11 protein-coding genes are annotated in these 13072 nt (G+C 54.9%); 1 reads left to right on the top strand and 10 read right to left on the bottom strand.

The window, feature by feature from the left end:
• Positions 1 to 148: 148 nt before the first annotated feature.
• From cadC to ACMGG1_RS04180, 3 genes are all read right to left on the bottom strand, one after another.
• Positions 149 to 1705, bottom strand: coding sequence for a lysine decarboxylation/transport transcriptional activator CadC (cadC, locus tag ACMGG1_RS04190; RefSeq protein ID WP_128865122.1), 1557 nt, complete (start codon positions 1703 to 1705; stop codon positions 149 to 151).
• A gap of 89 nt (positions 1706 to 1794) precedes the next feature.
• The gene (locus ACMGG1_RS04185) at positions 1795 to 2184 is read right to left on the bottom strand and encodes a VOC family protein (RefSeq protein ID WP_048759156.1); all 390 of its coding nucleotides are present in this window, start codon (positions 2182 to 2184) and stop codon (positions 1795 to 1797) included.
• A gap of 123 nt (positions 2185 to 2307) precedes the next feature.
• Positions 2308 to 2541, bottom strand: a complete 234-nt coding sequence (locus ACMGG1_RS04180) for a glutaredoxin family protein (protein ID WP_116691866.1) — start codon at positions 2539 to 2541, stop codon at positions 2308 to 2310.
• A gap of 149 nt (positions 2542 to 2690) precedes the next feature.
• Here ACMGG1_RS04180 and ACMGG1_RS04175 point away from each other — a divergent pair, with 149 nt between their 5' ends.
• Entirely contained in the window at positions 2691 to 3236 is a 546-nt protein-coding gene (locus tag ACMGG1_RS04175; RefSeq protein ID WP_116691874.1) for a MarR family winged helix-turn-helix transcriptional regulator, read from the top strand.
• Here the strand turns inward: ACMGG1_RS04175 and ACMGG1_RS04170 are convergent.
• The 7 genes from ACMGG1_RS04170 to fabZ all read right to left on the bottom strand — a co-directional run bounded on the left by ACMGG1_RS04170 (position 3233) and on the right by fabZ (position 13025).
• Complete coding sequence (locus tag ACMGG1_RS04170; RefSeq protein ID WP_122080072.1) at positions 3233 to 5377, bottom strand: lysine decarboxylase LdcC; 2145 nt, start codon at positions 5375 to 5377, stop codon at positions 3233 to 3235. The genes ACMGG1_RS04175 and ACMGG1_RS04170 overlap by 4 nt on opposite strands.
• A gap of 111 nt (positions 5378 to 5488) precedes the next feature.
• Positions 5489 to 6448 carry an acetyl-CoA carboxylase carboxyl transferase subunit alpha gene (accA, locus tag ACMGG1_RS04165; protein ID WP_020828351.1) on the bottom strand — a complete coding sequence of 320 codons (960 nt, stop codon included), beginning with the start codon at positions 6446 to 6448 and terminating at the stop codon, positions 5489 to 5491.
• 12 nt (positions 6449 to 6460) lie between these two features.
• Positions 6461 to 9949, bottom strand: coding sequence for a DNA polymerase III subunit alpha (gene dnaE, locus ACMGG1_RS04160; RefSeq protein ID WP_020828352.1), 3489 nt, complete (start codon positions 9947 to 9949; stop codon positions 6461 to 6463).
• An 86-nt stretch (positions 9950 to 10035) separates the two neighbouring features.
• On the bottom strand, positions 10036 to 10629 hold the full coding sequence (gene rnhB, locus ACMGG1_RS04155) for a ribonuclease HII (protein ID WP_020828353.1): 594 nt from the start codon (positions 10627 to 10629) through the stop codon (positions 10036 to 10038).
• A complete protein-coding gene (gene lpxB, locus ACMGG1_RS04150) occupies positions 10626 to 11774 on the bottom strand; it encodes a lipid-A-disaccharide synthase (protein ID WP_044553119.1) in 1149 nt (382 codons plus the stop codon). Before lpxB ends, rnhB begins: the two co-directional genes overlap by 4 nt.
• Before the next feature lie 3 nt (positions 11775 to 11777).
• Positions 11778 to 12566, bottom strand: a complete 789-nt coding sequence (gene lpxA, locus ACMGG1_RS04145; RefSeq protein ID WP_020828355.1) for an acyl-ACP--UDP-N-acetylglucosamine O-acyltransferase — start codon at positions 12564 to 12566, stop codon at positions 11778 to 11780.
• A 3-nt stretch (positions 12567 to 12569) separates the two neighbouring features.
• Positions 12570 to 13025 (bottom strand): 3-hydroxyacyl-ACP dehydratase FabZ, encoded by a 456-nt coding sequence (gene fabZ, locus ACMGG1_RS04140; RefSeq protein ID WP_017893789.1) that lies wholly within the window; start codon positions 13023 to 13025, stop codon positions 12570 to 12572.
• Between the last annotated feature and the right edge of the window lie 47 nt (positions 13026 to 13072).

Genomic DNA, 13072 nt, shown 5'->3' with positions numbered 1-13072 from the left:
AAACAGCAGGGTAAGTGTGTTATTTTTCACCTACAAACGTGAACAACAGAGAATAAATCACCAACCGATGTATTTATTTAATTTAACAAAATCAGCACAATAAATAACACCGCCACTCAAGATATTGAGTCAGCGGTGTTATCGAAGGTTATTCGCCTTGAGTATAGTTATTGAGATAGGGAACAACGGCGTTAATTGAGGTGTGAAAAACGGCATTACTGATCCAATGCAGCGTATTTTCTCCAGGACGAAGATTAAAGGCGGTGATATAGGAATCTGCCGCCAGGTGGTTATTGCCCTGCATTTCATAAACCTTACCCAGCAAAACATAATTCATCCAGGACATCTGCAATTCGATGCCTCTGTTGATTGCCTGGTGGGCCTCATCGGTATTCCCCTGCCCCAGCGCCTGTATTGTATGGATTTGCTGAATAATCGGGCTCTCTTTTAACGCCGGCAGCGTATTCAGACGGGTGATTTCTGCCTGCAATTGCGCCAATTGTACGCCGTCAAAGGGTTGATAAGAGTTACGCAATAAATCGGCCAGCGCTTTTTCTGCAGAGAGATAAATAAAATTCGGCGTGATTTTTATCATATCCGCCAGCATATTACTCGCATGGGTCAGTGAGTCGTTATCACCCTGAATCAAGAGTTGGTGCGCCTGATAATACTGTTGCAAGGCCGGGCCGGAATTCGGCAAAAGCTGGGTCAGGCGCTGCTGCAACTGCGGCGGCCAGGGCTGCTTAAGAGCAGTAGACAGACTGCTGAGGAAATCTTCCTGAATTTTTAGCTGGTTGTCATCGGTCACAAAGTAACGCTTATCCAACATGATAGAACTGTCCGCGTTGTTCACCAGACGCACCGACAGGAAACACTGCTGAGCGCGATAATGGCGCTGATTGACGAACTCAATGGTCAGAGACTTACCTGAACTGCTGGGTCCGGTGTAGTTGTAGTTAGTCTGATCGTGCACCAGGAAGGTCGAGTAAGTATTCAGCGAGTCCGTCACCACTTCACTCAGGCCAACAACATAAGAGAGCTGCGGCGTCCAGTTGCTGCAACTGTTACCGCCCTGAATACGGATGTCGATATCACGTGGGTTCATCAGCACCGGCATGGTGGATTCCGGTATGCGCTGCGACAAGGTCGCGATGGCAACAAACACCACACAGGCGCTCAACGCAGCAAGAAATGCCAGCCATACCCAGAATGTTGATTGGCGATAAAAAGGGGTGGTTGAGGTGACCGACGGCGTTTTTGTCTTGGTTGGTTTGGGCGGCTCATAGGCTACCTCGTCTTCTTCGCTGCCGTCGCTGCCATCTTCCGGCTCATGCATGATCACCGCGACCTGCGGCACCGCAGGCGTTGCCACATCGTCCCCTTCACACCACATGACCGGTGCAGCCAGCTTATAGCCGCGTTTGGGTACGGTGATAATGTATTCCGGGCTATTGGTGTCGCCGTCTTTCAGGTATTTGCGCAGCTCGGAAATACTCTGGGTCACCACATGATTGGTGACGATGTTGCGTTTCCATACATTATCGATCAGCTCATCTCGGCTCAGCACCACATCCGGATGCCGGGCGAAATATTGCAGCATATCGATCAGGCGAGGCTCCAACGTCTGTTGGCGCCCGTCACGGCTTATTTTGTTGTCTGCGGGAGTAACTAACCATTCTCCAACGCGAAAAACAGGCTCTTGCATAGTGAACATAACTCAAAAGGGGCGTGCGGCAAGCGCGGGATGATAGCATATGCGGGTGCCGCCTGCGCCGCCTGGTCCCGATTAAGCATTCATAGCTCATATAATTCTAGAGGTAACCCATCCGGATCGCTGAAAAAAGTGAAACGTGACTGGGTGTAAGGATCGATACGCACCGGTTCGCAATCCACCCCAGCATTCTGCAAATGCTGGATGGCCTGCTCGATGTCGTCGACGCTGAAAGCTAAATGACGCAAGCCGCAGGCTTCCGGACGACTGACGCGGGCCGGCGGTGACGGGAAGGAAAACAGTTCGATGGTGTATTGACCGTTGAGCGCCAAATCCGCTTTCCATGAATCGCGCTCCGCACGGTAAAACTCGCCTAATAGGGTGAACCCCAGAATATCGCAGTAAAAATGCTTACTGGCTGCATAATCTGAGCCTATAACTGCGATGTGGTGTACCTGACGTAATGCCAACATTGTGATGCCTCATTGTCTGTCTGATGAGGCAAGGTATCCGGCAGCGGCGGTATCGTCAACGGCAAAAAGCCCCGCTGGATAAGACGGGGCTGTTATTGAGCTATCGGCAATGCAATAGGTCGATCAGGCTTTAAGATCCGCCAATGCCGCACCGTAGTTAATGTGCAGCACCTGCCCATCCACCACTAACGCAGGGACGCTCTGCACCCCGGCTTTTTCGGCTTCGGCGATACGCGCCGGCGTTTCGCCCAGATGAACCACGTCCACCTGCACATCCTGGCTCAACAGGCCTAACAACTGCTGCTCTGCGCTCACGCAAACCGGGCAACCGGCATGATAGAAAACGGCCTTAGTCATGATAATTCTCCTTGGTTCTGACTGTTGTGGGTGAACTGCGCACCCATTTAGTTTCGATTCGAAACCAATAGCACAATAAATCCTCCACCATGCCTTGTCAATATAGTTTTTAATCGATACTATTTTGCCAAACTAGCGAGGATCCCATGTTGACACTGTTTGATTTACTGGAACGACTAAATAGCCTGCAACGCAGCTGGCTGCGGAGTCATGAAGAGCTGGAAAGCCTGCCGCCGGTGCAGCTGAGCGCCTTGTATTACCTGGCACGCTGCAACCATTACTCCAATACGCCGATGGCGGTGGCAGAATATCTCGGCCTGACCAAGGGCACGGTGTCGCAATCGCTGAAAAAGTTGGAAAGTAATGGGATGATCGCCCGTACGGCAGACGAGAAGGACCGTCGCAGCGTCAGGTTAAAGCTGACCGACAAATCGCGCTCGTTGATGGATGCCCTATTCCCGCCGGCCTATTTACAGCAAGCGCAGGATGCCATGCAGCAGGATGGCGGACAGTTGCTGGAATTACTGACGCAGTTGCTGCGTCAGTTGCAAAAACAGGATGATAATGTGGCACTGTTCGGCGAATGTCATCAATGCCGCTATCACCAGCGGCATGACGGGCAGCCATTTTGCGGCCTGACGCAGGAACCGCTGCCGACAAGCAGCGTGAACCTGATCTGCCGTGAGTTTGCTTAAGGCTGCGGTGCTTTGAGTACTTTCACCAGATAACGCCCATCTTCGGTCAGCTTCGCGCCGTGGATATCGGTTTCAAACCCCGGATAGCGCTCGCCGATAGAACACAACATCAGCAAGAAATCGAGCACTGCTCGGCTCTCTTCGGTGATCATCTCCCCCGGCATCACCAGCGGAACCCCTGGCGGATAAGGCAGGATCATGTTCGCCGCGACTTTGCCGACCAGTTGATCCAACTCGCAGGTTTCCACGTTGCCACGCACCTGCTGCTGGAACATTTGGTGTGGCGTCAGCTTCATTTCTGGCAACACATCAAAAGCCCGCTGCATCAAACCCGGCAGATCGTGCCGACAGATCAAGCTATGGATCCCGGCGGCCAGATCCTGAATACGCATATTACGGTAGAAATCCGGATCCTCGGCATACAGGTCCGGCAGCATGTTCTTCACTCGCAGATTGAGATCGTAAGCGCGTTTAAAGTCGGTCAGGCCACGCAGCAGGCTCATCGCCTTGGTTTTATCAATGCCGATACTGAACAGGAACAGCAGATTATAAGGGCCGGTTTTCTCCACCACGATACCGCGTTCGTCCAGGTATTTCGCTACCAGCGCTGCCGGTATGCCGCTCTCTTCCAGCGCGCCAAGCTCATTCATCCCCGGCGTCAGGATGGTGACCTTGATAGGATCGAGATACATGTGATCGCGGTCGGTATTGCCAAAGCCGTGCCAGTTGTCATCCGGGTTTAGCGGCCAGCACTGCGCCTCGTCAATCTCTTCCGGCTGCCAGATATCGAAGAACCAGCTATCGCTTTCTTCCCGCAAACGCTGCACCTCACGACGGAAATGCAGCGCACGCTCCACCGAACGGTTAATCAACCGTCGCCCCGGATTACCACGCAGCATCGCCGCCGCGGTCTCCATCGACGCCACGATGCCGTAATTCGGCGAAGTGGTGGTGTGCATCATATAGGCCTCGTTAAAGGTACTTTCGTCATAGTCACCCTTAATGTGGATCATCGAGGCCTGTGAAAACGCCGCCAGCAGTTTATGAGTCGACTGAGTTTCGTAGATCACTTTACCGGGTATACGTTCACCGCTCATGCCGCTCTTGCCGTCGTAAATCGGATGGAAATTGGTATAGGGCACCCAGGCGGAATCAAAATGAATTGATGGGACGTCCAGCGTCTGCTTGATGTAGTCGGTGTTGTACAGCAGGCCATCGTAGGTCGAGTTAGTGATCACCGCATGGACTGGCCAACTGGCGTTGGCCGTGTCAGCCACCCGAGCGGCAATGCTGTCATGGGTGAATTCACGCTGTGGGATCCCGCCAAGAATCCCGTAGGCATTGCGCAGCGGGCGCAAATAAATCGGCACGATATCGCTCATCATCAGCAGATGGCACAGGGACTTATGGCAGTTGCGGTCGATCAATACCGTGCTGCCAGTCGGTGCCGAATACATGCCGACAATTTTATTGGCGGTAGAGGTGCCGTTGGTCACCAGATAACTTTGCTCGGCGTTAAAGGTGCGCGCAATATACTCTTCGGCCTCCAGGTGAGGGCCAGTGTGATCCAGCAGCGAGCCCAGCTCGGTGACCGAAATCGACACGTCGGCTTTCAGAGTATTGGCACCGAAAAAATCGTAAAACAGGCAACCGACCGGGCTCTTCTGAAAGGCGGTACCGGCCATATGGCCGGGAGTACAGAAGGTGTATTTCCCTTCATGCACGTAGTTGAACAGTGCCTTGGTCAGCGGCGGCGTAATAGTATCGATGTATTCGGCGGTATATTGCTGGATGCGCTGCGCAATATCATCTGCTGCATTCAGGCCGTACTCGAAGAAATACAGCACCATACGCATTTCATGCAGGCTAACGTCGAAGGTGGAATGCGTGTTGATAAACGCATACAGCGGCAGATACTCGTTGAGCTCGTTGATCTCGCTGCACAACTCCAGGCTGTAGTCGTCCCAGTCGAAAATCACGCCGCAAATGCGTGCGTTAGCTTCGATCAGCTTCAACAAATCGCCGCTGTTTTTGGGATACACCAGTTGGAAGTTCATCGCAGCCAGTGCGGTGTGAAGCTCGCGGATCGGCTCGTCTTTATAGTAAACGCCCGCTGGGCTCATGATCGCGATGATGTTCATCGGCTGCTCCTGTCAGTTAACCACCAAACCTCTATAACAACATGAAAATACTGCGGTGTGTAGACAAAAAAAAACCGCCCGAAGGCGGTTTCTTGCAACGCGTGACAGCACTCAGCAATAGCCGTAGTTCATCAGGCGCTGGTAGCGGCGGTTAAGCAGCTCTTCGGTGTTCAGGCCGTCGAGATCTTTCAGATCGGCCAGCAGCTGCGCTTTCAGCGCTTCCGCCATCGCCGGCACGTCGCGGTGAGCAGAGCCCAGCGGTTCCGGGATCACCGAGTCGATCAGCTTCAGCTCTTTCAGGCGCGGTGCGGTAATGCCCATGGCTTCTGCGGCAATCGGCGCTTTGTCGGCGCTCTTCCACAGAATGGAAGCACAACCTTCCGGTGAGATCACCGAATAGGTGCTGTACTGCAGCATGTTCACTTTGTCGCCCACGCCAATGGCCAATGCGCCACCGGAACCGCCTTCGCCGATCACCGTACAGATCACCGGAATTTTCAGGCGAGACATTTCACGCAGGTTATGGGCAATCGCTTCTGACTGGCCACGCTCTTCCGCGCCCACGCCCGGGTAGGCGCCTGGGGTGTCGATGAAAGTGATCAGCGGCATCTTGAAGCGAGAAGCCATTTCCATCAGGCGCAGCGCTTTGCGATAGCCTTCTGGTGCCGGCATGCCGAAGTTACGGCGGATTTTCTCTTTGGTCTCGCGGCCTTTCTGATGCCCGATGATCATCACCGGACGGCCATCCAGGCGCGCAATGCCACCGACAATCGCTTTGTCATCGGCATAGGTGCGATCACCCGCCAGCTCTTCGAAGTCGGTAAAGATGTGTTTGATATAATCCAGGGTATAAGGACGGCGCGGGTGGCGTGCCAATTGGGCAACTTGCCAGGCCCCAAGATCGGAAAAAATCTTGCGCGTCAGCTCAACGCTCTTTTCACGAAGGCGCTGAACCTCTTCGTCCAGATTAATATCTAATTTTTCGTCTTGACGGCTGACTGCAGTCAGCGAGTCAATTTTCGCTTCCAGCTCTGCAATCGGCTGTTCAAAATCAAGAAAATTCAGACTCATAGCATTCCTATTTTAGTCAAATTCCAGTTCCACCTGCTCATTACCTACCAAAGTCCGCAAATCTATCAATAAGCGGTCGGTGGGCGTCACGCGCCAGGTTGCGCCAAAACGCAGCTTGGCCCGCGCATCTTCCCGTTGATAGTAAAGATGCACTGGAATCGTCCCCGAGCGATGGGGTTCCAAAGACTGACGGAGACGGTTCAAAAGCTGGTCATCAATTTGCCTGTCCGTCAGCGAGATAGCAAGTCCGCGAGCGTATTTTTCACGGGCTTCACTGATATCCATTAGCTCGCGGGCGGTCATTTTAAGCCCGCCGCTAAAGTCATCAAAGCTGACCTGTCCACTGGCGATCAGGATACGGTCTTTTTCCAATAAATGCTGGTATTTTTCTAACGCATCGGTGAATAACATCACCTCCAGACGGCCAGAGCGGTCATCCAGAGTACAGATCCCGATGCGGTTACCGCGCTTGGTGACCATAACCCGCGAGGCGATCACCAGCCCAACGGCGGTGGTCATTTTGCCCCGATCCGTCGGGTGCATATCTTTCAAACGCTGGCCACCGGCGTAGCGTTCGATCTCCTTCAGGTACTGGGTGATTGGGTGGCCGGTGAGGTACAACCCCAACGTTTCCCGTTCACCGTCCAGCACCACCTGCTCCTGCCAGCGGGGCACGTTGGCGTAGGATTGCTCCACTTGCTCCGGCGCTTCCGCCAGTACGCCAAACATGTCCACCTGGCCGATCGCTTCGGCTTTGGCATGCTGATCTGCCGCTTTTAACGCATCGGGCAAAGAGTTCATCAATGCGGCGCGGTGTGGCCCAAGGCGGTCGAACGCCCCGGACATGATCAGCTTTTCCAGAATGCGGCGGTTGATTTTTTTGATGTCAGAGCGCGCGCACAGATCGAACAGGTCTTTAAAGTAGCCCTGTTCACCGCTGTTACGCGCCTCCAGAATGGCTTCAATCGGCCCTTCCCCGACGCCTTTGATGGCGCCGATACCGTAAACGATCTCGCCTTCATCGTTGACGTGGAAATGGTACTGGCCGCTGTTGATGTCCGGCGGCAGGATTTTCAGCCCCATACGCCAGCACTCATCCACCAGCCCCACCACCTTATCGGTGTTGTCCATATCGGCGGTCATTACCGCCGCCATAAACTCGGCCGGGTAGTGTGCCTTCAGCCACAGCGTCTGGTAGGACACCAGTGCATAGGCGGCGGAGTGCGACTTGTTGAAGCCATAACCAGCGAATTTCTCCACCAGATCGAAGATTTTTACCGACAGTTCGCCGTCGATGCCGCGTGCTTTTGCCCCATCCTCGAAACCGCCACGCTGCTTGGCCATTTCAACCGGGTTCTTTTTACCCATCGCACGGCGCAGCATGTCCGCGCCGCCCAGCGAATACCCGGCCAGTACCTGGGCAATCTGCATAACCTGTTCTTGATACAGGATAATGCCGTAGGTCGGCTCCAGCACCGGCTTGAGCGACTCATGCTGCCACTGGATATCCGGGTAGGAAATTTCTTCGCGGCCGTGCTTGCGGTCGATAAAGTTATCTACCATGCCTGACTGCAGAGGACCAGGGCGGAACAACGCCACCAATGCGATCATGTCTTCGAAACAGTCGGGCTTCAGACGTTTGATCAAATCCTTCATGCCGCGCGATTCAAGCTGGAATACCGCGGTGGTCTCCGAACGCTGCAGCATGTCGAAGCTTTTTTTGTCTTCGAGCGGGATGGCGGCGATATCAATCGGCTCCAGCCCGGTTTTGGCGCGCCGGGCGTTAATCATTTCCAACGCCCAGTCGATGATGGTCAGGGTACGCAAGCCGAGGAAGTCGAACTTCACCAGCCCGGCGTATTCAACGTCGTTCTTGTCGAACTGGGTAACAGGATGCTGCCCCTCGGCGTCACAATACAACGGCGCGAAGTCGGTGATTTTAGTCGGCGCGATCACCACGCCCCCGGCGTGCTTACCGGCGTTACGTGTGACCCCTTCCAGCTTGCGCGCCATGTCGATCAGCGCTTTGACTTCCTCATCGGCCTCGTAAATTTCCGGCAGTTGGGGTTCGGCAGCAAAGGCTTTTTCCAGCGTCATGCCCGGATCGGGCGGCACCAGTTTGGAGATGCGGTCGACGAAGCCATAGGGGTGGCCCAGCACGCGACCCACGTCGCGGATAACCGCTTTCGCCGCCATGGTGCCGAAGGTGATGATTTGCGATACCGCCTCACGGCCGTACATATCCGCCACGTGCTCAATCACCAGATCGCGTTTTTCCATGCAGAAATCGACGTCGAAGTCGGGCATCGAAACACGTTCCGGGTTAAGGAAGCGTTCAAACAGCAGGTCAAATTCCAGCGGGTCAAGATCGGTGATTTTCAGTGCATAGGCTACTAAAGAACCGGCACCGGAACCACGCCCCGGGCCAACCGGCACATTGTTATCCTTCGACCACTGGATGAACTCCATCACGATCAGGAAGTAGCCCGGGAAGCCCATCTGGTTGATCACGTTCAGTTCAATATCCAGACGTTCATCGTATTCAGGGCGGCGTTGAGCGCGCACCTCTGGGTCTGGGAACAGGAACTCCAGGCGATCTTCCAGCCCTTCCTTCGACTTGAGGATCAGGAAGTCCTCGGTGCTCATATCACCGGTCGGGAACTGCGGCAGGAAGTACTCGCCGAGACGAATAGTCACGTTACAACGCTTGGCGATCTCTACGCTGTTGAGCAACGCTTCCGGGATGTCGGCAAACAGCTCGCACATCTCGTCTTCGTTACGCATGTATTGCTGCGCCGTATAGTTACGTGGGCGCTTGGGATCGTCCAGCGTGAAGCCGTCATGAATGGCGACGCGGATTTCGTGGGCGTCAAAGTCATCCTCGACCAGAAAGCGCACGTCGTTAGTGGCCACCACTGGCAATCCGCGTTCAGTGGCCAGCGCCACTGCGGCGTGCAGATAGTTTTCTTCGTCCGGCCGACCGGTACGGATCAGTTCGAGGTAATAGCTGTCAGGGAAGTATTGCTGATAGAACTCCAGGCACTGCTCCACCTGCGGCTGGTTGCCGCGCAGCAGAAACTTGCCGACGTCCCCCTGGCGCGCGCCAGAGAGCAAAATCAGCCCTTCACGGTGCTCAATCAACCAGTCCCGATCAATAGTCGGACCGGCGGCACCGTAACCACGCTGATAAGCGCGGGAAATCAGCAACGTCAGGTTTTGGTAACCTTCATTATTGGCGGCCAGCACGGTGAGCTGCGCCAGCTCATCGCCCAGCACTTCGCTTTGCACATGAAAATCCGCGCCGATGATCGGTTTGATCCCGGCGCCGTGCGCGCTGCCATAAAACTTCACCAGACCACACAGGTTGGTAAAGTCGGTAATTGCCAAAGCAGGCATGGCTAACGCGGCGGCTCTCTTCACCAACGGCCCAATCTTGGCCAATCCATCTATCATGGAGTAGTCGCTATGAACGCGCAGGTGAATAAAACGAGGTTCGGCCATATCCAGATACCTGAATCTAGGGGCTCAGCGGACTGAACCCGGGTTAACGCTATCGCTTGTCTGGCCCGGATAACCAGGCCTGCAGATTACAGCCCCAGCGCCCTTCTTACCGGGGCAAAACTGCGGCGGTGATGCTCGGTCGCACCCAGAGCGGCCAGCCGCTCCAGATGGAAGGCGGTCGGGTAGCCCTTATGCTGCGCAAAACCGTAATCGGGGAACACAAGATCCAACTCGGCCATTTCGCGGTCACGCGTTACCTTAGCCAGAATGGATGCCGCGCTGATTTCCGCCACGCGACTGTCGCCCTTCACGACCGCCTGCGAACGCATCGGCAATTTAGGGCAGCGATTACCGTCGATCAATACCATGTCCGGCGCGATATGCAAACCGGCCACAGCACGCTGCATCGCCAGCATAGTGGCATGCAGAATGTTCAGTTGGTCGATTTCTTCTGGCTCAGCGCGGCCCAGACTCCAGGACAGCGCTTTCTCGACGATCTCGTCATACAGCGCCAGGCGGCGCTTCTCACTGAGCTTCTTCGAATCCGCCAGGCCAACGATCGGCCGAGCGGGATCGAGGATCACCGCAGCGGTAACCACTGCGCCAACCAAAGGGCCACGGCCCACTTCGTCCACGCCTGCAATTAGCGTGGCGACAGGATAGATGAAGGGTTCAATCATGCTTTTGCCAGCTCCAACACAGCCTGAGCGGCCTGTTCATCGGCACCGCAACGGATGCTTTGGTGCAAGGTCAGGAAAGTCTGTTTCAGTTCGTCAGTTTGCGGGCCGTCTTCCAGCAGCGGCATTACCGCCGCCGCCAGCTTGTCCGGCACGCAGTCATGCTGCAGCAGTTCGGTGACGATTTCACGGCCTGCCAACAGGTTAGGCAGCGAAACATATGGCGTCTTCACTAGCCGCTGCGCCAGCCAGAAGGTGAACGGTTTCATACGGTAACCCACCACCATCGGACATTTGGCCAGCATGCACTCCAGTGCGGCGGTACCTGAAGCCAGTAATGCCGCGTCGCTGGCAACCATCGCCTCACGCCCTTGGCCGTTCAGCAGATGGACCCGCAGCTCTGGCGCCACTTCAGCTTTGATCCGCTCGAACTGTTCGCGTCGTTTGGCGTTAACCAGCGGCACCACCAGCTCAAGGTCGGGATAACGGGTACGCAGCAACTGCGCCGTTTTCAGGAAATCGGCGCTCAGCATCTCAACTTCAGCGCTTCGGCTGCCCGGCAACAGGGCCAGACAACGCGCATCGGGTGCGATGCCCAACGTAGCGCGCGCAGCCAATTTGTCCGCCTGCAGCGGCATGGCATCAGCCATGGTGTGGCCGATAAACCGGCAGGGAACGTTAAAACGATCGTAAAACGCTTTTTCGAAAGGGAGAAACGCCAGCACCAGATCGGTGGCTTTGCCAATTTTGAAAACGCGCTTTTGACGCCAGGCCCAGACGGACGGGCTGACATAATGAATGGTGCGAATGCCGCGTTGTTTCAGACGACCTTCCAGAGTGATATTGAAGTCCGGCGCGTCGATACCCACAAACACGTCCGGCTTCAGATCGCTGAACCGGCGGGTAAGATCCTTACGGATCTTTAACAGGCGTGGCAGGCGCTCAAGCACCTCGACCACGCCCATTACCGCCAGCTCTTCCATTTCGTACCAGGTTTCACAGCCTTCAGCCTGCATCAGCGGGCCGGCGACGCCAACAAAACGCGCGTCGGGGACTTGCGCCTTAAGCGCACGGATCAAACCGGCGCCAAGAATATCACCGGAGGTTTCTCCGGCGACCAATCCGATAGTCAATGGGCGATTTTGCATAGGTCAGCGAATGATACCGCGGGTTGAGCGGCCAAAGAAATCCAGGAACTGCTGCACCACCGGCTGCTCTTTTGCCAGGGTTTCGATTTCTGTTTTCGCTTCATCCAGCGTTTTCTCGCTGCGATAAAGGATCTTGTAGGCGTTACGGATTGCCTGCATTTGATCTTTATCGAAACCACGACGCTTCAGGCCCACGGCGTTTACGCCGAATGGCGTGGCGTGGTTACCCTGCGCGATGACAAAAGGAGGCACGTCTTGGGCAACACCGGAACAACCGCCCACCATCACGTGGGTGCCGATGATGCAGAACTGGTGGATAGCCGTCATGCCGCCAATAATGGCATGGTCGTCAATTTCCACATGCCCGGCAAGCGTAGCATTGTTCGCCAAGATACAGGAATTACCCACCACACAGTCGTGCGCAACGTGCACGTTAACCATCAGCAGGTTGTCATTACCTACCTTGGTCAACCCTGTGCCCTGCGCTGTGCCGCGATGAATGGTCACGCTTTCGCGAATGCGATTGCGATCGCCAATCTCGACGCGCGTAGGTTCGCCCGCGTATTTCAGATCCTGATTCACTTCACCGATAGAGGCAAATTGATAGATCTGGTTGTCGCGACCGATTTTGGTCAGGCCATTCACCACAATGTGGGACTTCAGTACCGTGCCTTCGCCGATTTCCACCTGGGAGCCGACGTAACAGAAGGGACCGATGTGCGCACCAGCGCCGATAACGGCACCTTCTTCAATAATCGCGCTAGGATGGATAAAGGCGGTTTTGTCGATCACGGATTAAGCCTCCCGGCTGCGCGCACACATCATGGTTGCTTCGCAGACAATTTTGCCGTCGACGGTTGCCACGCCTTTAAAGCGCGTCAGACCACGACGTGTTTTCTCAAAGGTGACTTCCATGATCATCTGATCACCAGGCACGACCGGGCGTTTGAAGCGGGCTTCATCGATACCGGCGAAGTAATACAGCTCGCCCGGTTCCAGTTTGCCGACGCTTTTAAACGCCAAAATACCGGTGGCCTGCGCCATGGCTTCCAGAATCAATACGCCTGGAAAAATCGGCTTACCAGGGAAGTGTCCCTGGAAAAACGGCTCATTTACAGATACGTTCTTCACCGCACGCAGGAATTTGTGCTCCTCAAACTCGAGGACGCGATCAACCAGCAAGAACGGGTAACGGTGAGGAAGCAACTCTAAAATTTCTGCAATATCCAGAGTATGAGTGTCAGTAGTCAAAATACTCTTCCTGTCTCTAAAAACTGATGGCATCAACAACACGGCCT

The organism is Serratia sp. BNK-12 (assembly GCF_047456085.1).
GTDB lineage: Bacteria > Pseudomonadota > Gammaproteobacteria > Enterobacterales > Enterobacteriaceae > Serratia > Serratia liquefaciens.
This window is presented reverse-complemented; position numbering and strand designations above follow the sequence as displayed.

Coding starts and splice junctions, on each gene's coding strand:
- cadC (WP_128865122.1), bottom strand. CDS start 1,705: ATGCAAGAGCCTGTTTTTCGCGTTGGAGAATGGTTAGTTACTCCCGCA.
- rnhB (WP_020828353.1), bottom strand. CDS start 10,629: ATGATTGAACCCTTCATCTATCCTGTCGCCACGCTAATTGCAGGCGTG.
- accA (WP_020828351.1), bottom strand. CDS start 6,448: ATGAGTCTGAATTTTCTTGATTTTGAACAGCCGATTGCAGAGCTGGAA.
- dnaE (WP_020828352.1), bottom strand. CDS start 9,949: ATGGCCGAACCTCGTTTTATTCACCTGCGCGTTCATAGCGACTACTCC.
- ACMGG1_RS04170 (WP_122080072.1), bottom strand. CDS start 5,377: ATGAACATCATCGCGATCATGAGCCCAGCGGGCGTTTACTATAAAGAC.
- lpxB (WP_044553119.1), bottom strand. CDS start 11,774: ATGCAAAATCGCCCATTGACTATCGGATTGGTCGCCGGAGAAACCTCC.
- ACMGG1_RS04180 (WP_116691866.1), bottom strand. CDS start 2,541: ATGACTAAGGCCGTTTTCTATCATGCCGGTTGCCCGGTTTGCGTGAGC.
- ACMGG1_RS04185 (WP_048759156.1), bottom strand. CDS start 2,184: ATGTTGGCATTACGTCAGGTACACCACATCGCAGTTATAGGCTCAGAT.